General features: G+C 66.0%; 22 protein-coding genes. 8 read left to right on the top strand and 14 right to left on the bottom strand.

Annotation, left to right across the window (positions count from 1 at the left end):
• The coding region (locus VL752_RS17990; RefSeq protein WP_325357260.1) for a LysR substrate-binding domain-containing protein at positions 1–303 on the top strand (303 nt) is incomplete at its 5' end.
• Positions 304–311: 8 nt separating this feature from the next.
• On the opposite strand, the gene metW is transcribed toward VL752_RS17990, so the two are convergent.
• Both metW and metX read right to left on the bottom strand, forming a co-directional pair.
• Positions 312–911, bottom strand: coding sequence for a methionine biosynthesis protein MetW (gene metW, locus VL752_RS17985; RefSeq protein ID WP_408863167.1), 600 nt, complete (start codon positions 909–911; stop codon positions 312–314).
• Positions 912–961: 50 nt separating this feature from the next.
• Positions 962–2,119: a homoserine O-acetyltransferase MetX gene (gene metX / locus VL752_RS17980; RefSeq protein WP_325357256.1), complete on the bottom strand. Its 1,158-nt coding sequence runs from the start codon at positions 2,117–2,119 to the stop codon at positions 962–964.
• 188 nt (positions 2,120–2,307) lie between these two features.
• Between metX and pheA the strand changes: the two genes are divergently transcribed.
• The 3 genes from pheA to VL752_RS17965 are packed head-to-tail and all read left to right on the top strand — an operon-like array spanning position 2,308 to position 5,256.
• Positions 2,308–3,216, top strand: a complete 909-nt coding sequence (pheA, locus tag VL752_RS17975) for a chorismate mutase (RefSeq protein WP_325357254.1) — start codon at positions 2,308–2,310, stop codon at positions 3,214–3,216.
• A complete protein-coding gene (gene hisC / locus VL752_RS17970) occupies positions 3,213–4,337 on the top strand; it encodes a histidinol-phosphate transaminase (protein WP_325357252.1) in 1,125 nt (374 codons plus the stop codon). Before pheA ends, hisC begins: the two co-directional genes overlap by 4 nt.
• Positions 4,330–5,256 (top strand): prephenate/arogenate dehydrogenase family protein, encoded by a 927-nt coding sequence (locus VL752_RS17965; RefSeq protein ID WP_325357250.1) that lies wholly within the window; start codon positions 4,330–4,332, stop codon positions 5,254–5,256. The genes hisC and VL752_RS17965 overlap by 8 nt, the downstream gene beginning before the upstream one ends.
• Here VL752_RS17965 and gcvA read toward each other — a convergent pair.
• Positions 5,243–6,169 carry a transcriptional regulator GcvA gene (gcvA, locus tag VL752_RS17960; protein WP_325357248.1) on the bottom strand — a complete coding sequence of 309 codons (927 nt, stop codon included), beginning with the start codon at positions 6,167–6,169 and terminating at the stop codon, positions 5,243–5,245. The genes VL752_RS17965 and gcvA overlap by 14 nt on opposite strands.
• Positions 6,170–6,259: 90 nt before the next feature.
• Here gcvA and VL752_RS17955 point away from each other — a divergent pair, with 90 nt between their 5' ends.
• A complete protein-coding gene (locus VL752_RS17955) occupies positions 6,260–6,448 on the top strand; it encodes a hypothetical protein (protein ID WP_325357246.1) in 189 nt (62 codons plus the stop codon).
• Between the two features lie 64 nt (positions 6,449–6,512).
• Here the strand turns inward: VL752_RS17955 and VL752_RS17950 are convergent, their stop codons facing one another.
• The 8 genes from VL752_RS17950 to VL752_RS17915 all read right to left on the bottom strand — a co-directional run bounded on the left by VL752_RS17950 (position 6,513) and on the right by VL752_RS17915 (position 12,492).
• Positions 6,513–8,210 (bottom strand): stimulus-sensing domain-containing protein, encoded by a 1,698-nt coding sequence (locus VL752_RS17950; protein ID WP_408863166.1) that lies wholly within the window; start codon positions 8,208–8,210, stop codon positions 6,513–6,515.
• A complete protein-coding gene (locus tag VL752_RS17945; RefSeq protein ID WP_325357244.1) occupies positions 8,210–8,911 on the bottom strand; it encodes a response regulator transcription factor in 702 nt (233 codons plus the stop codon). Before VL752_RS17945 ends, VL752_RS17950 begins: the two co-directional genes overlap by 1 nt.
• A gap of 158 nt (positions 8,912–9,069) precedes the next feature.
• The gene (locus tag VL752_RS17940; protein WP_325357242.1) at positions 9,070–9,612 is read right to left on the bottom strand and encodes an NUDIX hydrolase; all 543 of its coding nucleotides are present in this window, start codon (positions 9,610–9,612) and stop codon (positions 9,070–9,072) included.
• A 2-nt stretch (positions 9,613–9,614) separates the two neighbouring features.
• Positions 9,615–10,196 carry a DNA oxidative demethylase AlkB gene (gene alkB / locus VL752_RS17935; protein WP_325357240.1) on the bottom strand — a complete coding sequence of 194 codons (582 nt, stop codon included), beginning with the start codon at positions 10,194–10,196 and terminating at the stop codon, positions 9,615–9,617.
• A 56-nt stretch (positions 10,197–10,252) separates the two neighbouring features.
• Positions 10,253–10,993, bottom strand: a complete 741-nt coding sequence (gene mtnC, locus VL752_RS17930) for an acireductone synthase (protein ID WP_325357238.1) — start codon at positions 10,991–10,993, stop codon at positions 10,253–10,255.
• Between the two features lie 6 nt (positions 10,994–10,999).
• On the bottom strand, positions 11,000–11,539 hold the full coding sequence (locus VL752_RS17925) for a 1,2-dihydroxy-3-keto-5-methylthiopentene dioxygenase (protein ID WP_325357236.1): 540 nt from the start codon (positions 11,537–11,539) through the stop codon (positions 11,000–11,002).
• Positions 11,536–12,207 (bottom strand): methylthioribulose 1-phosphate dehydratase, encoded by a 672-nt coding sequence (locus tag VL752_RS17920; protein WP_325357262.1) that lies wholly within the window; start codon positions 12,205–12,207, stop codon positions 11,536–11,538. The genes VL752_RS17925 and VL752_RS17920 overlap by 4 nt, the downstream gene beginning before the upstream one ends.
• A 30-nt stretch (positions 12,208–12,237) precedes the next feature.
• Entirely contained in the window at positions 12,238–12,492 is a 255-nt protein-coding gene (locus VL752_RS17915; RefSeq protein WP_325357235.1) for a twin-arginine translocase TatA/TatE family subunit, read from the bottom strand.
• A gap of 247 nt (positions 12,493–12,739) precedes the next feature.
• Here VL752_RS17915 and VL752_RS17910 point away from each other — a divergent pair, with 247 nt between their 5' ends.
• The 3 genes from VL752_RS17910 to VL752_RS17900 all read left to right on the top strand — a co-directional run bounded on the left by VL752_RS17910 (position 12,740) and on the right by VL752_RS17900 (position 16,144).
• Complete coding sequence (locus VL752_RS17910) at positions 12,740–13,222, top strand: GcrA family cell cycle regulator (RefSeq protein ID WP_325357233.1); 483 nt, start codon at positions 12,740–12,742, stop codon at positions 13,220–13,222.
• 140 nt (positions 13,223–13,362) lie between these two features.
• Complete coding sequence (locus VL752_RS17905) at positions 13,363–14,892, top strand: methyltransferase domain-containing protein (RefSeq protein WP_325357231.1); 1,530 nt, start codon at positions 13,363–13,365, stop codon at positions 14,890–14,892.
• Positions 14,885–16,144: a rhamnan synthesis F family protein gene (locus VL752_RS17900; RefSeq protein ID WP_325357229.1), complete on the top strand. Its 1,260-nt coding sequence runs from the start codon at positions 14,885–14,887 to the stop codon at positions 16,142–16,144. The genes VL752_RS17905 and VL752_RS17900 overlap by 8 nt, the downstream gene beginning before the upstream one ends.
• 5 nt (positions 16,145–16,149) lie before the next feature.
• Here the strand turns inward: VL752_RS17900 and VL752_RS17895 are convergent, their stop codons facing one another.
• From VL752_RS17895 to VL752_RS17885, 3 genes are all read right to left on the bottom strand, one after another.
• Positions 16,150–16,623 (bottom strand): molybdenum cofactor biosynthesis protein MoaE, encoded by a 474-nt coding sequence (locus VL752_RS17895; protein WP_325357227.1) that lies wholly within the window; start codon positions 16,621–16,623, stop codon positions 16,150–16,152.
• A 4-nt stretch (positions 16,624–16,627) separates the two neighbouring features.
• Complete coding sequence (moaD, locus tag VL752_RS17890) at positions 16,628–16,885, bottom strand: molybdopterin converting factor subunit 1 (RefSeq protein ID WP_325357225.1); 258 nt, start codon at positions 16,883–16,885, stop codon at positions 16,628–16,630.
• 48 nt (positions 16,886–16,933) lie between these two features.
• The coding region (locus VL752_RS17885; protein ID WP_325357224.1) for a hypothetical protein at positions 16,934–17,609 on the bottom strand (676 nt) is incomplete at its 5' end.

Here is a 17,609-nt window from a genome sequence, read left to right as displayed (position 1 = left end):
ATGCTGCAGCTTTTCGAACGCGCCGGGCTGCACCCGCGGATCGCCCATCATGCCGGCACGACGGAGACGATGCGCAGCCTTGCCGCGAACGGGCTCGGCGTCGGCCTGTCCTATACCAGCCCGCGCTCCACCACCTCCTATGACGGCCAGCACCTGCGGCAGGTGACGATTGCGGATTCCGGCTCGGTCGAGCCGGTTCTGCTTGTCCGCGGCCAGGACGATGCGCTGTCTCCAGCAGCCGTTCGCCTGCACAGGCTCATCGCGTCCATGCGCTTCGAAAACGGCCGCGAGCGCATGGCCTGAGGGGAGTTTTATCGGCGGCGCAGAACGAAAAGCCCCTGCTCGCCGAAGAGATTGGCGAGGTGCGGAAAGCGCCGCCAGGGCGCGCGGTGCCCCTCGTCATCCACTGCCAGCCACTGCTCCACCACATATCCTTCGGCCCGGCAGAGGTCGAAGAAGTCCTGGATCGTGCAGGGATGGATGTTCGGCGTCTCGTACCACATCCGGTTCCAGCTTTTCGTCATCGGCATGCGGCCACTCAGCAGAAGTTGCGCGCGCAAATACCAGTGGCCGAAATTAGGAAAGCTCACGATCGCCCGCTCGCTGATGCGCAGCATCTGGCGCAGCACTTCCAGCGGTCTTTCCACCGCCTGCAGGGTACGGGAGAGCACAACATAGTCGAAGGCCTGGTCTGGATAGTGGACAAGATCGGTATCCGCATCTCCCTGCATTACCGGCAACCCGTGCGCCACGGCCCGCGTCACCAGCGCCATGTCGAGTTCCAGCCCGCGCGCATCGCAGCCGCGGGTATGGAAGAGATGACCGATCAAGGCGCCATCGCCGCAGCCGATGTCGAGCACGCGGGACTTGGGCTTGACCAGATCAGCGATGAGCTGCAGATCGACGCGCATGGCGCGTGCGGTCCGCTCTCCGGCTCCCACGCGCGGTTCCCCATCCGGCATCAGGCACGCTCCCGGGGGGCGAGACCACGATGCTCAGCGCAGCCGGCGAGAAAGCCCGCGATGGTGCGATGAAAGTCCGGCTCGTCGAGCAGGAAGGCGTCATGCCCCTTGTCGCTCATGATTTCCACGAAGCTGACATTGGCCGCGCCGCGGATCAACGCATTGCCGACCTCCCGGCTCGCGGTCGTCGGGAAGAGCCAGTCCGAGCTGAAGGAGACGAGACAGAAGCGCGTGCGGCTGCCCTGGAAGGCACGGAACAGATCGCCGCCATGCTCGGCCGCGATGTCGAAGAAATCCATGGCCCGGGTGATGGAAAGATAGGAATTGGCATCGAAACGACGCACGAAGGCGCTGCCCTGATATTGCAGGTAGCTTTCCACCTCGAACTTGTCGCCGAGCAGGGTGAGGCTCGTCGCATCCCGCAGCCGCCGGCCGAACTTCCGGGTCAGCGCCGCCTCGCTCAAATAGGTAATGTGGGCGACCATGCGGGCGACGGCGAGACCCCGCGCCGGGATCGCACCGGCCCGCCAGTATTCCCCGCCGCACCAATCGGGATCCGCGAAGATCGCCTGGCGGCCGACCTCGTTGAAGGCGATGTTCTGAGCCGAATGATGCGCGGCGGTCGCGATAGGCAGGGCAGCGAAGACCGCCTCCGGATAGGTCGCCGCCCATTCCAGCACCTGCATCCCGCCCATGGAACCGCCGATGACCGCGAAAAGCTGGTCGATGCCCAGATGCTCCACCAGCATCTTCTGGGCGCGCACCATGTCGCGGATGGTGACGGGAGGAAACTCATGGCCCCAGGGCTCGCCCGGTTTGTCGTCATGCGGACTTCGCGGGCCGGTACTGCCCATGCAGCCGCCCAGAACATTGGCACAGATCACGAAAAAGCGATCGGTATCGATCGGCAGACCGGGCCCGACGAGGGTGGACCACCAGCCGGCGCGGCCGGTCAACGGGTGCGTCTCTGCTACATACTGGTCGCCGGTCAACGCGTGGCAGATGAGGATCGCGTTGCGCCGGTCGGCGTCGAGCCGGCCATAGGTGCGATAGGCGACCGTCAGGCTGTGCAACGAACGCCCGCAGTCCAGCGCCATCCCCTCGGTGAAGACGATGGCCTGATGCGCGATTTCGGCGAAGGGCTCCAGCTGGTCCATTTCATTCTGATAGGATGAGAGGCGGCAGCCGGCAATGCGGCTCTGGGGCGCGGCAGACCAGAAGGATTTCGATCGGTCGCACAAGCCGGGGCAGCCATGCGGGCGCACGACATCTGCGGCCCCCCTTGTTTGCTTCGGAGGGCGGTTACGGTATCAGTCGATGCTCCGAAATCACCGGTCAAGCATCGATGTCGTCTTCCGCCGAAGCCATTCCTGGCACAGAGCCTGTCTCTGCCGCTGTTGTCGACAGCCTACCCGCCCTTCGGGAGGAGCTGGACACGCTGGACGACCGCATTCTGGACCTTCTGACGGAACGGGCGCAGGTCGTGAAACGCGTAGCCGCCACCAAAATGGGGGCGGGGCCGCTGCGTCCCGGGCGGGAGGCGGCGATCCTGCGCCGCCTGCTCGGGCGCCCTCACGGGCCGCTCCCCACCCCCGCCGTCATCCGCATCTGGCGGGAGATTTTCGCGTCCTCCATCGCCCAGCAGCACAATGTGCAGGTCGCGGTCTGCGACCCCGCCATGGATGGCCGCTTCCAGGCAGCAGCCCGGGAGCATCTCGGTGCGCTGACACCGATGCGCATCTATCGCAGCCCCTCTCAGGCGATCGGCGAGGTGGTGGACGGCCGCGCGAGCGTCGCGATCCTGCCGCTGCCGGGCGAAGGCGCGGGAGACGGCAGCAATAGCCCTGGCTGGTGGCCAGGCTTGCTGCAGCAGAATACCAAGGGCCGCATTCACGTCGTGGCCCGCCTGCCCTTCTGGAATGTAAGGCCGGAGGGCGCACCCTCCGTCCAGGCGCTGATCGTCGCCAATACGCCGGCCGATCCTTCCGGCGAGGACATCTCCCTTCTCGCCGTTGAAATGGAATCCCAGGTGAGCCTCGGTAGCCTCTCCAATGCCGTAACGGGGGCAGGCTTCCGGCCGCTCTCCATCCTGGTCAACCGACCGGCCGGGGCGCCGGTGGCTCAGTTGTTGTTCGAAGTCGAAGGCTTCGTGACCCCGGACGACCCCCGCCTTGCCAAAATCGCCGGGTTGCAGAGCCCAGCTCTGATCGTCGGCGCCTATGCGGTCGCCATTGCCGAGGAGTTTGCCGCATGACCGAAACCCGCCGCCCCGAGCCCCGCCCCGCGATCATGGCCATCGCCCCCTATGTCGGCGGCGAATCGACCATCCCCGGCGTCTCCCGCATCATCAAGCTCTCGTCCAACGAAGGCGCGTTCGGGCCGCCGCCCGCGGCGCGCGCCGCAATCGCGGCCGGCGCGGAGATGATGGCGCGCTATCCGGACGGGGGCGCCCGCGCCCTGCGGGAAGCAATCGGCAGTCATTTCGGCCTCGATCCGGCGCGCATCGTCTGCGGCAACGGATCGGACGAGATCCTCAGCCTGCTGGTCCAGGCCTATGGCGGCCCGGATACCGAGATCCTGATGTCGCAATACGGCTTCTCGATCTACGAGATCTTCGGAACCCTCGCCGGCAGCACGGTCCGAAAGGCGGCGGAGACGGAAAACCTCGTCCCCGATGTCGATGCGCTGCTCGCGGCGGTGACGGAGAAGACAAGAATCGTCTTCCTCGCCAATCCGAACAATCCGACGGGTTCCTTCCTGCCCATGACCGAGCTTGCGCGGCTGCGCGCGGGCTTGCCCAGCCATGTGCTGCTGGTGATCGACGCGGCTTACGCCGAATATGTCGAGCGGCCGGATTACGATGGCGGCCTCAGTCTCGTGGAAGCGGGCGAGAACACCGTCATGACCCGCACCTTCAGCAAGATCTGGGGCCTGGGCGGCGCACGGCTCGGCTGGTGCTACGGGCCGGCCAATGTCGTTGACGTGCTGAACCGGCTGCGGCCGCCCTTTAACATCAACAACAGCGCCGTCGCCGCCGGCATCGCGGCGCTCGCGGAACCGCGCTGGGCGGAAATCTCGCGCGCCCATAACACCGTCGCCCGCAGCCGCGTGACCAAGGCGCTGACGGAGGCGGGCATCCATGTCTGGCCGTCCGAAGGCAATTTCGTGCTCGCCGATTTCGGCACCGCGGAAGAAGCCCGCGCGGCCGATGCCGCCCTGCGCGCCGATGGCATCATCGCGCGGGTCGTCGCCTCCTACGGCCTGCCGCAATGCCTTCGCATCACCATCGGCACCGATGAGGAATGTGCCGCCGTGATGCATTGCCTCCGCGCCTTCAAGGCCCGTGCCAATTTGCCGGCCGACGCCAGTGCCTGAGCTGACCACATCAGACACGAACACGCCTGAGGCCGTTGCTGAGCCCATCTTCCAGCGCCTCGTCCTCATCGGCCTCGGACTGATCGGCAGTTCGGTCGCCCGAGCTGCGCGGGAGACGGGGGCAGCCGCCGAAATCGTCGCCTGCGATGCGAGCGAAGCGGTCTGCACGCGTGTTGCCGAACTCGGCATCGCCGACCGGGTGGAAGCGGACCCTGCCCTTGCGGTGGCAAGCGCCGATTGTGTCATGCTCTGCGTGCCGGTCGGCGCCCTGGCCGATGTCGCAGCCGTCATAGCGCCGCATCTGGCACCGGGTGCGATCCTCACCGATGTCGGCTCGACCAAGATCTCGGTCGTGCGCGATGTCGGGCCGGTGGTCCCCGCGGGCGTGCATTTCGTGCCCGCCCACCCGCTGGCCGGCACTGAATTCTCAGGCCCCGATGCGGGTTTCGCGACCCTCTTCCAGGGCCGCTATTGCCTCGTCGTGCCGCCCGCCGGCACCGATGCGGCGGCCGTCGCCCGCGTCGTGGCGCTTTGGGAACGGCTGGGCGCCATGGTCGAGGAAATGGAACCCGCGCATCACGACCGGGTGCTGGCTGTGGTAAGCCATCTGCCGCATCTCCTCGCCTTCACCATTTGCGGCACGGCGGATGATCTGGCGGATGAAACCCGCCAGGAGGTGCTGCGCTTCGCGGCGTCCGGCTTCCGTGATTTTACCCGCATCGCGGCCTCGGACCCGGTCATGTGGCGGGACATCTTCCTCAACAACCGCGAGGCGCTGCTGGAGATGCTGGCGCGCTTTACCGAGGATGCCCAGGCCATGGCGCGGGCCATTCGCTGGGGGGATGCTGGCTATATCGAGGACCGCGTGCTGCGCGGGCGAAAAATCCGCCGCAGCCTGATCGAGATCAAGCAGGCCTGAACTCGGCCGCCGCGAGCATGGCCTGAGTTTCAGCCGCCTCGGCCTTCATCCAGTCCACGAAGGCGTGGGCGGCTGGGCCGAGATTGGCGAGATCCGGCGCCACAAGCCAATAACCCCCGGTCTCGATCCGCAGGGGAAAGGGCGCGATCAGCCGCCCCGCCGCGACATCCTCGGCCACCAGCGCGATGTCGCCGAGCGCGATGCCCTGACCGCGGATCGCGGTCTGGATCACCAGCGCATGATCGTTGAAAACCGGCCCGCGGGCGAGCGGCACCGCCCCTACCCCCGCCGCCGTCAACCAGGCGTTCCAGCCCTCCCGCTCGTCATCGTGCAGCAGGGTGTGGCGGAGCAGATCGGCGGGAACCCGGATGGCCGGGCCGGCGGCGAGCAGGCTCGGCGCCAGAACCGGGGTCGCGCGGCTCGGCATCAGCGGCTCGGCATCGACGCGCGGCCAGTCCGCCTCCACAGGATCGTAACGGACAGCAAGATCAACCCGGGAGGCACGGAATTCTATGACATGCGGATCGGCCAGCACCTCCACCTCGATATCCGGCCGGGCAGCGCGAAAGCGGCCGAGGCGCGGCACCAACCAGCAGGCGGCGAAGCCTGGCTCAGCGCTGACCACGAGTTCGGTGACGATGGGGGCGGCCTGAGCCTCCTCCATCGCATCGGCAATCGAATCGAAGCTTTCGGAAAGGCGGGCGAGCAGCTTCGCGCCTGGCTCCGTCAGGGTGACGGCACGATGATGCCGGTTAAAGAGCCTGGTGCCGAGGGTAGTTTCCAACTCTCGAATCTGGCGACTGATCGCCGCCTGGGTCACGAATAGCTCCGTCGCGGCGGCGCTGAAGCTGAGCAGCCGTCCGGCACTCTCGAAGCTTCGAAGGGCAGTCAGAGGAATCCGGCCACGCCGCATCGCATAACTCTATGTTATTCGAACGTGACGATAAGCTCGTTTGAGCGTTATGCGAAAGAGGTGTTCTCTCTGGCTCAGGAGAACAAAGCCATGTCAACGATCAACAGGATTTTCACCGATATCTTCGTGAGCCTCAGCTTCCAGGGAAATTTCCCGATGACGGCTCCCCGCCACGCCGAGCCCCGACTGGTGGAGCCTGCACCCCGCCGCCAGCCCGTCCAGGCGCCGCAGCTAATGAAGGCGCCGGTGGCCCAGGGGCATCGGCCCGCTTTCGGCTGATCGCCGCCGCCGAACCCGAGCAAACACAAAGCCCGGCGCGACCCTCGCGCCGGGCTTTTACGTGTCAGGGCGCCTTCGGCAGGGTGATGACGAAACGGGCGCCCTGCACGCGCCCCTCCTCATCGCGCCGGTTCTCCGCGCGGATCTGTCCGTTCAGCGCTTCGATGATCTGCTTGCTGATGGACAGGCCAAGTCCGGAATGCTTGCCGAAGCTCTCGCCCTCCGGCCGCTCGGAATAGAAGCGTTCGAAGACGCTTTCGAGCTTGCCCTCCGGAATGCCGGGCCCTTCGTCCGACACCGAGATTTCCACCATCCCTTCCGGCAACTCATGCGCCTCCAGTTCGATGCGTCCGCCGGGCGGGCTGAAGGACCGCGCATTGCCGATGAGATTGCCCAGAACCTGCACCAATCGGCCTTCCACCGCCGCGACCGCGATGCCGGGTCTCACATCCGCCTTCATGGCGAGCACGGGCGCACCGGCCTGGCGCGTTGCATCATCAATGTCGGCGAGCGCGCCGAGCATGGCGGCGATATCCAGCCGCTCGGGTGCGGCGCGGGAGATTTCGGCATCGACACGGGAGGCATCCGAAATATCCGTGATGAGACGGTCGAGCCTGAGCACGTCATCCGCCATGATGGCGAGGAGATTGTTACGGCGCGGATTCGCATCCTCGACCCGGCGCAACGTTTCGATTGCGCTGCGGATGGAGGTCAGCGGATTTTTGATCTCGTGCGAGACATCGGCCGCGAAACGTTCGATTGCATCCATCCGGCCCCAGAGGGCGGCAGCGGAATCGGCAAGCGCACGGGCGAGGATGCTGAGTTCGTCGCCGCGGTCCAGCAGGCTCGGCGGCACGCTGCCGGTGCGGCCATGGCCCTCGCGCATGTCCTGGGCAGCGATAGCGAGACGCAGGATGGGGCGGGCAATGGTCTGCGCCAAATACCAGGACAACAGGACGGTCAGAATCAGCGCCACGAAGAACAGGCCGAGGATGGAAATCCGCACCGAAAGCACCGCCTGGTCCACACGCCGGGCATCATGGGTTAGCAGGATCATGCCGACGGTCTGATTGTCATGCGTCACGGGTTCGGCGACCGTCACCAGCAACCGGCCGTCGGGCGTGCGCCGGATAAAGGGGGGTACCTCCTGCCCGGTATCCTTGCCGCGCAGCGCCAGTACCGCCTTGAGATCGGGCTGCCAGTCCGCGCCGTCCGCCTTGTCCAGCTGGCGCACCGGGATGCCGCCTGCTGTCGGTGCCCAGGCCAGCACGTGATCATAGAACCAGCTCACCAGCCGGCTCACCGGTCCGCCGCTCGCGGGTGGCGGCAGCGGCTCGGTCACGATTGCGCCGCCCGCCCCTTCCCGCACCTGGCTGTCGGCCACGATATTGCCGTCAGGCCCGAACAGCCGGGCTTGGGCGTAGGGCGTGGGGTCGGTCAGCCGGTAGAGCAGCGGCCGGGCGAGATCGGGCACCAGCGCAGCATGGTCGCCGGACGCGGTTTGCTGCACGGCGCTTTCGCCGAGCGCGCCGGCATAGATGCGCGCCTGCTCGCGCAGCGAGGCGACATCCGCATCCATGAGCCCGTTCTGATATTGATCGAGATAAAGCAGGCCGATGACGAGCAGCGCCAACGGCAGTGCGTTGACGAGCAGAATGCGCCGCAGGAAGGGAGAGGCCAGCCGCCGCCGGGGGGCCATGGCCGGGACTGGCGCGGAGGCCGCGGCCTGACCCGAACCCGAAAGGGCGGCGCCGTCAGGCATCAGTTCTCCTTGTAGCGATAGCCGATGCCGTAGAGCGTCTCGATCTGATCGAAATTCTCGTCCTCGACACGGAACTTCTTGCGCACGCGCTTGATGTGGCTGTCGATCGTGCGATCATCGACATAGATGTTTTCGCCATAGGCGGCATCGATCAGCTGGTCTCGGGATTTCACCATGCCGGGCCTGGCGGCCAGCGCCTTGACCAGCAGGAATTCGGTTACCGTCAGCTGGATGTCTTTCCCTTTCCACAGGCACTGATGCTTGGTCTCGTCGAGGGTGAGATCGCTGCGCACCATGACGCCGGTCGGCGCCGCGCCTGAGCCTTCGGCGCGGCTCACCTCGTTGCGGCGGAGCAGCGTGCGGATTCTCTCCAGCAGCAGGCGCTGACTAAAGGGCTTCTTGATGTAATCGTCCGCACCCAGGCGCAGGCCCATCAGCTCGTCCACCTCCTCGTCCTTACTGGTGAGCAGGATCACCGGCAGGGCGCTGCGCTGCCGCAGCCGCTGGAGTAGCTCCATGCCATCCATACGCGGCATTTTGATGTCGAGCACGGCCAGATCGACGGGCCGGGAGATGAGACCCTGGAGCGCGCTTTCGCCATCCGTATAGGTCCGGACCTGAAAGCCCTCCTGCTCCAGCGTCATCGACACGCTGGCAAGAATGTTGCGGTCGTCATCCACGAGCGCGATGGTGTGCTTCATTTGAACAGCTTTCGCCTGGGGTAATGCCCCGACCGGGGAGTCGAAGATCGTGAAGCTTTAGCGGCTGGCGGAAAAGAACGCCAATCCGCGGAAATTGTTATGCATAAGACTAACTGGTCCGTAGATGCACTTTGTCGAGCGCTGGGGCGCATGGGCCGTTACAGCAATGCCAGCAGCCGGGCCTGGGCGAAGGCCGCGATGGTGATGGCATCGCGGATTACGCCGCCTCGGATCATCGCTTCGACTTCAGCGACGGCGAAACTGCCCCGCCGCATGTCCTGCTCCTCCGGCTCTGGCTCCGCCTCGCCCTCCGTCAAATCAGTCGCGAAGAAGACCCGGCCCCTTTGGCTGGAATAGCCGGCGGCCTGGAAAACCTCGCCGATTTGGACGAGTGTTCCTGCAATCAACCCGGTCTCCTCGCGCAACTCTCCGGCGGCGAGGGCCATGGGGTCGACATCCCCGCGCCATTCCCAGGTGCCCATGGGAAATTCCCAGACCCGTTCGCCAACGGGGTAGCGGAACTGTTCGACGAGGAAGAGGCGCCCCGCCTGAATCGGACAGATAACCGCGAAATCCGCGCGTTCCAGCACGGAATAGATCCCTTCCGAACCGTCCAGCCGACGAACGCGATCCTCCCGCAACCGCAGCCAGCGATTCTCGTAGACGAGACGGGTGGAGAGCTGCGCAATCGCCTCGGTCATTCCTACCTCGCGCGTCGAAAAGTGAGGTTGTAGCGGAAGGGGCCGAAAACCGGATCCGCCCCGGGCTTCACCGGCCTGACCCCATGAAAGAGAAGCCGCGCCGGCCCGCCGAAGACCAGCACGTCCCCGCTTTGGAGCGGCACAGGCCGCGCCCTCTCGGCTTTCTCTAAGCCGCCGACCAGAAAGACCGCTGGCAGACCAAGAGAGACGGAAACGATCGGAGCCGCGAAATCCCGCTCGTCCCCGTCGCGGTGAAGACCCATCCCGGCCCCCGGCGCATAGCGGTTGAGGAGGCAGGTATCCGGATCGAAATCCGGAAAACCAGCCTCTGCCGCCGTGTCCCGGGCAAGCGCGCGAAATGCGTCCGGCATGGCGGGCCAGGGTTTTCCGGTCTCGGGGTCGGTACTCTCATAGCGATAGCCGCGGTGATCGGAGATCCAACCGCAGGCCCCGGCGCTGGTCATGGCAGCCGCCATGCGGCCGCCCCGCCGGGTCGTCATGAAGCGGAAGGGAGCCACCTGCGCGATGTCGCGTATCAGGGGCAGAAGAGTCTGGGGCCCGGCCCGGCCCCGGCACAACACCATGCCCGGGGGCAGATCCGGAACGGGTTCGGGCAGATCGAGGCCGGAGAGAAGATCGGTCAGGCGGGCTGCGGCAGGGTGAAGAGCCGCGCGACCTCGTGCAGGTCGGGCGCCGTGCGATGCCGGGTCGAGGGCACGGTGCCGTCCTCCTCCCGCACCAACTGGCAGGTACGAAAGCCGGCCGCCGCCGCGGCATCGAGTTCCGCCTCGACATCGGACAGGAACAGGATAAGCCCGGCGGGCAGGCCGATCTCGGCGCGGATGGCGCTATAGCTCGCGGCTTCCCGCTTTGCCCCCACCCGCGTGTCGTAGAAACCGCCAAAAAGCGGCGTCAGGTCACCATCCTGGCTATGGCCGAAAATGCCGCGCTGCGCCTCCTCGGAACCCGAAGAGTAGATGAAGAGCGGCAGGCCTTCCCGCTTCCAGTAGCGCAGCATCGCCGGCACTTCCGGATAGAACTGCGCGACCAGATCACCCGCGGCATAACCTTCCCGCCAGATCAGCCCCTGCAAGGATTTGAGCGGCGTCACCTTCTCGTCGAGATCGCTCCAACGCGTAAGCGTCGCGACAGGATCGGCTTCGGGTTCCAGCGCGCGGGTCTGCGCGAGAATTTCCGCCACCGCAGGTTCGGTCGCATGGGCGGTCAGGAATTCGGCCAGCCGTGCCCGCGCATAGGGAAAGAGGCTCTCCCTTACCAGGGAGATCGGCGTGACAGTGCCTTCGATGTCGAGCAGCACGGCCTCGACCGGATGGGTCACCGTCATACCGGTTTCCTCAGGCTCGCGTTCGGTCAGATCCATGATGCCTCAGGCTGCCGGGAAGCGCGTGCTAATATCGTCTCCGGTGAAATGCGGCACCCAGCCGGAAGTATCGGTGAAAATGCGCAGCGCGGTGAAGAACGGCCGCTCCCCGGCATCGAACCAATGCTTCACATTGGCCGGCACGCTGATGAGGTCGCCCGCGGTGCAATGCGCGTCGTAAATGCGCTCGTTCAGATGCAGGATGAAATTGCCCGAACCATGGACGAAGAAGCGCACCTCGTCTTCGGTATGGCGATGCTCGTTGATAAATTTCTCACGCAGCGGGGCGGCCTGAGGATGATCGGGGGTCAGTTTGATCACGTCCGCCGAACCGGCCCCCGATTCCCCCATCAGCCCGTTGAGATAGGGGCGATAGGCGTCAAGGATTTTGTCGGCGTCGTCGTCCGGGGACAGCGCGACCGGGCTGTCCCAGCGCTCGAAGCGCACGCCGATCGCGTTCAGTTCGCGCGTGATAACGTCGGCCTCCTCCGTCTTGAGCAGAGGCGAATCCGGGGCGTCGTCGGAATAGATGGTCAGGCGGCTCATCCGAGCTTCCTCCGTTCGATTTCAGTCGCGAGCAGGAATTCGAGCGCCTCCAGCCGATAGAGGGCGGCGTTCACATCCGAACCCCAGACATAGATGCCGTGGCCCCGTAGAACATAGCCGATCGGCGCATGACCGGCCTTCAGCAGCGGGGCGAGACGCGCCGCCAGACGCGGCATGTCCTGATCGTTCTCGATCACCGGGAGAGCGACCGACATTTCATGGGTGGTGATCGTGTTCCAGGCCTTCAGAACCTCGTAGCCCTCGAGATGGATCGCCGAGGCTCCGGCAAGGGCGAGAGTCAGCGCCGTCGCCGGCACCGAGTGGCCGTGCAGGACCGAGCCGACCTCGGGCCAGAGTTCGTAAATCTGGCAGTGCAGAAGGGTCTCGGCGCTGGGCTTGAGGCCGGGGCTGAGGCTTTGCCCGGCGAAGTCCACCGCCATGATGTCGGCGGGGGACAGAAAGCCCTTGTGGACGCCGCTGCGGGTGATGGCCAGCCGGTCACCGGCCAGGCGCGCACTCAGATTGCCGGCGGTTGCCGGCACCCAGCCGCGCGCGTCCATGCGCCGCCCGACGGAGACCAAGGCTTCCGCCACCGCGGGCGGAACCAGGTCGTCCGCCTGTTGCACGAGCCGGGGAGCAAGTCCCCCGGCTGCCAAACCATCCGCCATCATCACCCGACGACGTCCTGCTGCCGAGGTTCAGTTCCGAACCGTCTCGGCCGGACGGCTCGCGGTCGTGGCGGAAGTCGCCTCTCCCGGGGGGGCCGAAAGGCGATCGGCAGGCTTGTCCTTGTCAGCCGCCATGGAGGCATCGTCCTCCTCGGCCATGTTCTTTTTGAAGGATTTAATGCCCTTGGCGAAGTCGCCCATCAAATGACTGACCTTGCCGCTGCCGAAGAGCAGCAGCAGGACCAGGATGACGATAAGCCAATGCCAGATGCTCAACGAGCCCATTTTGCCTCCTCGGGGAAACGCCCCAAGCTTCGTGTCACGGGGGCAGCCTCACGGCAAGCCGCCTTCCCTCCCTTTCATCATAGTCTGCAACGGCCGCTTCCACCAGTTGCACGGGAACGTGAACTCCGGGCAAGGCACCGAAATCAACTTGTCCACAGCTTTCTCGCGCTGCCATGCACTCAACCATTGGCGGCTGTCTCCGAGGCGGATACATTATCTAGTAGGAATCGAGGCGGGGGACCACGAGATGGAGTGGAACGAGACAATTATCACCGAGCTGCGATCGCTCTGGTCCGAAGGCCTCTCCACGGCCGAGATCGGCCGCCGCCTGGGTATCTCCAAGAACGCCGTGGTCGGCAAGGCCCATCGGCTCGATCTCTCGCCCCGCCCTTCGCCGATCCGCCGAAGCGATCGTGCCACCGGCAGTACGCCGCCTGCGCCGCGCGCCACCGGGCCGACACTCGCCCCGCTGCCCTCGGCACCCTCTCTGACGCCGGCCGCGGGACCAGCCAGTATGCCGGCAGCCAAGGCCACCCCGGCCCGCCGCCTTACGGCGGTCGCGCCCGCCCCGGTGACCCGCGTCTCAGCCTGCTGCTGGCCCATGGGCGAACCCGGCAAGCCCGGATTCCATTTCTGTGATGCCGCGGCGGTCCACGGCAAACCCTATTGCGCCGCTCATGCCCAACTCGCCTATGTGAAAATCCGCGACCGTCGCGAAGACGCCGCCTGATCCACATCCGGCCCGGCGCCCCGCTGGGCCCTCCTTCCGGGACCCTGGACTGAGAGCTTGAGCGCGGGTCTCCCGCCCGGTTCCGCCCGGGGGTACCGTGCCGGCGGGGGAATGCGCACCCCTTCCGGAGGAACCCCAGCGTGGTGAATAGCCAGGTGGCCGCCGATTTCCTGTGGCCCGACGAAGCGGCAGGCGCCCTGCCTGTCTCCATGCCCTGCCCGAATTGTGGTGCGCCGGGCACCAAGCCCCTGCTGTGCCGATCACAGCCCGCCGCCGCACTGTCCTGGCAGCTGCTCTCCTGCCCCGCCTGTGGTGCCGGGTTCTATGAGGATCAGACCGTCGCCGATTACGGCGAAGAGGGCATGTCGGCTGCCTCCACCACCTATTTCCTGCAGCAGGGCGCCGCACTCGGGATTTTCGCCGACATCCTTGCCCATATCCGCAAAGCCCCCGGCGCGCGCTACGTCGAGATCGGCTGCGGCTTCGGCTTCGGGCTCGACGCCGCGGCGCATGCCATGGGCTGGCAGGCCCGCGGTATGGACCCCGCGGCCTTGTCCGCGGTTGGGCGTCAGATGCTCGGACTCGACATCACCGCCGCCTATTTCGACCCGACGACGGTCGCGGACGGCAGCTGCGACATCGTGATGGCGACCGAGGTGTTGGAGCATCTTCCAGACCCGCTGACGTTTCTGCGCGAGATTCGCCGGGGCCTCGCGGCGGACGGGGTCGCCGTGCTGACGACGCCGGACGTCGCGGCTGTCAGACCCGCCATCGCCAAGCCCGTGCTGCAGGCGACGCTGACCGTCGGCCTCCATCTTATTTTGCAAAGCGAAGCGAGCCTGGCGCTCCTTCTGCGCCGCGCCGGCTTCCCCCATGTCCGGGTCACGAGCGACGGATGGAAGCTCACCGCTTTTGCTTCGCCGCTGCCCCTCGATCTCGAGGAGGACACGGCCCGGCGCCAGGCGATCGTCATCGGCTATCTGACCGAGCGGGCCGAGGCACGGCCGGACCCCGATGACCTCTATATCGGCTTTGCCGGTCGCGCTCTGTTCGAAGCCGTCTGCGCCCAGGACAAGGCCGCCGCCAGCCGGATCTGGGAAAAGCTTGGTCCAGCCCTGCGCGCGCGATATAATATTGATCTCGATACAATCTCGGCGCCGGTATTGGTGGCCGGTACCCATGACCTGGAGGAACTCGCCGCGCGCATGCCATTCAACCTGGCTGCCATCATGCTGGCCCGCGCATATCAGCGCCTCGGCGAGGGGGAGCCAAGAGCCCGGCTTTTGCCACGATTCGCCGCGATAGGATCGGTGTGTGGTCCGCTTTGGACCTGGCTTGAGACGATGCAGATCGGCGATATGCAAACGCGACAGATCCTTTGGGTGGCCCGCGCCGAAGAGGCGCTCTGCCTCGCGGCCGACGGTCGCGGTTCCGCCCTGCCGGCCCTGGCGGTTCTGCCGGAATCCCCGACGGGCGCCGGCCGCATCGGGATCATTGACCGTGCCATCGAATTTTTGATCCACGCCGAGCGTCCGTTTTGCGCCATCAGGCTTGCGCGCGCGGAAGGTCGGCCTCAAATGTCACTCGATGGTAACAACGCTGGTATTAGCTCAGTTCGGGCTTTCGCTCGGGAGGCGTTCTACCGATTGAGGCAAGGATTTCGTGGGTAACCACAAGAGAGTTTCAACGGTTCGTGGCGGGCATGTACTGGGCGAGCCGATTACGTGGCGGCTCCTGGTCCGGCGCTTTCGCCATGCCGATAATCGCTGGCTGGCGGCCTGGAATCTATCCCGCCATGCCGGTCGCGCGCTCTATGCGCGCGCGCGGCCACTCATCCATCCGCTGCGCCTGCTTGCGCATGAGATCGTGGTGCAGAGCAAGATCGCCATAGCCTTTCCGTTGGGGTTCCTGCATTCCGCCCATCAGGTAATTGAGCGTTACGATGATACGGCCCGTCCACTCGGGCGCGACGTGGTGCTCTTTGTCCATTTCGATGCCGAGGGACGGGTGGTCCCAGCGACACGGGATTTCATCCGCGGCCTCGAGGAGGCCGGACTCTCCGTCGTCTTCGTGACCAATTCGGGGTTCATCCGGGACGAGGACAAAGGGTTCTTGCGCCGGCACTGCGCCTCCGTCCTTATCCGCCGCAACATCGGCTACGATTTCGGCGCCTGGCGTGACGCGCTCGACACGCTCGGCCTGCCGCGCGCTGAGACGCGTGCGATCTATCTCGTCAATGATAGCGTCTATGGCCCCTTCAGCGATCTCAGGCCGCTGCTCGATACCATCGATTTCAACCGGGCAGATCTTTGGGGCATCACCGAGAGCTGGCAGCACCATTATCATCTGCAGTCCTTCTTCCTCGCCTGCGGGGAAACAGCGATCCGGAGCGCGGCTTGGCGGCGCTTCTGGGGTTCCGTCCGGCCGATTCCTTGTAAGGACTGGGTAATCCGCCATTGCGAGGTCGGCTTCACCCGCGCCCTCGCGCGCGGCGGCATCTCGATCGCCGCGCTCTATCCGAACACCTCCCTGCTCGACGCCGAGGAGTTGAACCGGCTGGAGCAGCTCGTCGAGGCGGACGACCTGACCAAGGGGCAGGACGCGCGGCTGCATGCCGAGGCGGAGCATGCCGACCGCATCCTGCGCTGCGCCAGCCGGCGGCCGATCCCGCTCAACCCGTCGATCGATCTCTGGCGTCAGCTCATCCGGGCGGGCTACCCCTTCGTGAAGCGCGAATTGCTGCTGCGCAACCCGACAAAGGTGACGGACGTTTTCGCCTGGGAAGAGGTCGTGAGCACAAGCCTGAAGGCCGACCCGCAGCCACTAGCTGAGGAAATCCGCCGCTCGCTAGGAACGCGCCTGCCCGATGTATGGAGCCCGCCAAGCCCGCTGCACGCCCACCCCCGCAAAACCGCGGCGTGAAGCCATCAGGACCGGACCGCCGGGCCCTTACCCCAGCGGGACGCGGCCACATCATCGGCTTCCCGAGCCTCGACCCACTGCCCATCGCCCGACTGACGATGCTCCTTCTTCCAGAAAGGCGCGTCGACCTTCAGCCAGTCGATCAGGAAGGCCGTCGATTCAAGCGCAGCCTGCCGGTGGGGGGCGGCCGTCGCCACCAGCACGATCCGGCCGCCCGCCGCGATCCGCCCCGTGCGATGGAGGATGCGACAGCCAGCCAGGGACCAGCGCGCCTCCGCCTCCGCCGCCATGGCGGCGATCGCCCGCTCCGTCATGCCGGGATAATGTTCGAGAGTCATCGCCGTGATGGGATTGTCCACGCCGCGCCGAACGATGCCGAGGAAGGACGCGATGGCCCCGGCATCGCCCGCATCTTCCTGCAAAGCGGCGAGTTCGGCGGCCATGTCGAAATCCTCAGGCCCCACGCGGATGACGGCCATCGGATCAGCCTCCGGTGATTGGGGGAAAGATCGCGATCTCGTCGCCGGCCGCAATCCGCGCCTCAGGCTGTGCGAAATCCTGGTTTACTGCGCAACGAATGCGCGCGGTTTCGGCCAGCGCCTCGGCATAGCCGCCACCGCGCGCGCGCAGATGGTCCAATAGACCGCCAACGGTGCCGACATCTGCTGGCAGCGTAATCTGCTCTGCCGCTCGGCCGATGCGTTCCCGCACCCAGGCGAAATAAAGAAGATCGACCGTCATCCCAATTCCCTTGTCCATCGGGGGCCCGGGGAAGGGTCGGGCCCCGTCTCAATGCGGGCTGTTCACCGTGCTGATGGTGCCGTTCGGCATGACGAGCGTGCTGGTACCGTTGCCGTTCGGAATCAGGATCGCGCCCGACTGGCCGTTGATCGGTGCCAGCGTCTGATAGTTTGCCGACCCGCCCGTGATGGTAGCCGAGCCCATCGGGGTGGGGATCGTGGTGCCGACCTTGGGCATGGTGAGGTCGGGCGGTGCGCCGGCGGAGGGCGCAGGCGCCGTATGAGTGGTGCTGGGTGCCGGCGTGTTCGGCATCGGGCTCACGCCCTGCATGCCGGGCAGGGTGTTCAGATTCGGCAGCTGACCGGGTGTCGAGGGCACGGGGCCGAGCTGCGGCACGCCATTGCCGTTCAGATCCATCTGCTTCTGGATATCGGCCAGTGTCGGCATCGCCGGGATGGCGGTCGGCCAGACCTGACCCTGTTCGGGCACGATGGCTGGAGCGACCCCCGGCTTTCCCTGAGCCCGCTGCATGCTGAGGCTGTTCCCCGTCGGGGCATTGGGATCCTTCTTGAGAGTGTGCGTATCGCTCACGAAATGGCCGAATCCGGTGCAACCGGAAAGGAGAAGAAGCCCGGTCAACGCAATCCGCCGCATGAAGGTCACATCCTTGATCTTGGCCGAAGAATGGGCCGGTCGCGGGCCGGGACGCCCCGTCACGCTCTGT

Origin of the sequence: Acidisoma sp. (assembly GCF_035492295.1) — a bacterium.
Lineage (GTDB): Bacteria > Pseudomonadota > Alphaproteobacteria > Acetobacterales > Acetobacteraceae > Acidisoma.
Note: the sequence above shows the minus strand (reverse complement) of the source record. Positions and strands in the feature narration are given on the sequence as shown.

Excerpts from the sequence above, each read along its gene's own strand:
- VL752_RS17915 (WP_325357235.1), bottom strand. The coding sequence starts at position 12,492 with ATGGGCTCGTTGAGCATCTGGCATTGGCTTATCGTCATCCTGGTCCTG.
- VL752_RS17940 (WP_325357242.1), bottom strand. The coding sequence starts at position 9,612 with ATGACCGAGGCGATTGCGCAGCTCTCCACCCGTCTCGTCTACGAGAAT.
- VL752_RS17925 (WP_325357236.1), bottom strand. The coding sequence starts at position 11,539 with ATGAGCCGCCTGACCATCTATTCCGACGACGCCCCGGATTCGCCTCTG.
- moaD (WP_325357225.1), bottom strand. The coding sequence starts at position 16,885 with ATGACGGTCGATCTTCTTTATTTCGCCTGGGTGCGGGAACGCATCGGC.
- VL752_RS17920 (WP_325357262.1), bottom strand. The coding sequence starts at position 12,207 with ATGGCGGATGGTTTGGCAGCCGGGGGACTTGCTCCCCGGCTCGTGCAA.
- VL752_RS17955 (WP_325357246.1), top strand. The coding sequence starts at position 6,260 with ATGTCAACGATCAACAGGATTTTCACCGATATCTTCGTGAGCCTCAGC.
- mtnC (WP_325357238.1), bottom strand. The coding sequence starts at position 10,993 with ATGGATCTGACCGAACGCGAGCCTGAGGAAACCGGTATGACGGTGACC.
- metX (WP_325357256.1), bottom strand. The coding sequence starts at position 2,119 with ATGGACCAGCTGGAGCCCTTCGCCGAAATCGCGCATCAGGCCATCGTC.
- alkB (WP_325357240.1), bottom strand. The coding sequence starts at position 10,196 with ATGGTGTTGTGCCGGGGCCGGGCCGGGCCCCAGACTCTTCTGCCCCTG.
- VL752_RS17910 (WP_325357233.1), top strand. The coding sequence starts at position 12,740 with ATGGAGTGGAACGAGACAATTATCACCGAGCTGCGATCGCTCTGGTCC.
- VL752_RS17895 (WP_325357227.1), bottom strand. The coding sequence starts at position 16,623 with ATGGCCGTCATCCGCGTGGGGCCTGAGGATTTCGACATGGCCGCCGAA.
- VL752_RS17945 (WP_325357244.1), bottom strand. The coding sequence starts at position 8,911 with ATGAAGCACACCATCGCGCTCGTGGATGACGACCGCAACATTCTTGCC.
- hisC (WP_325357252.1), top strand. The coding sequence starts at position 3,213 with ATGACCGAAACCCGCCGCCCCGAGCCCCGCCCCGCGATCATGGCCATC.
- metW (WP_408863167.1), bottom strand. The coding sequence starts at position 911 with ATGCGCGTCGATCTGCAGCTCATCGCTGATCTGGTCAAGCCCAAGTCC.
- VL752_RS17950 (WP_408863166.1), bottom strand. The coding sequence starts at position 8,210 with ATGCCTGACGGCGCCGCCCTTTCGGGTTCGGGTCAGGCCGCGGCCTCC.
- gcvA (WP_325357248.1), bottom strand. The coding sequence starts at position 6,169 with ATGCGGCGTGGCCGGATTCCTCTGACTGCCCTTCGAAGCTTCGAGAGT.
- pheA (WP_325357254.1), top strand. The coding sequence starts at position 2,308 with ATGTCGTCTTCCGCCGAAGCCATTCCTGGCACAGAGCCTGTCTCTGCC.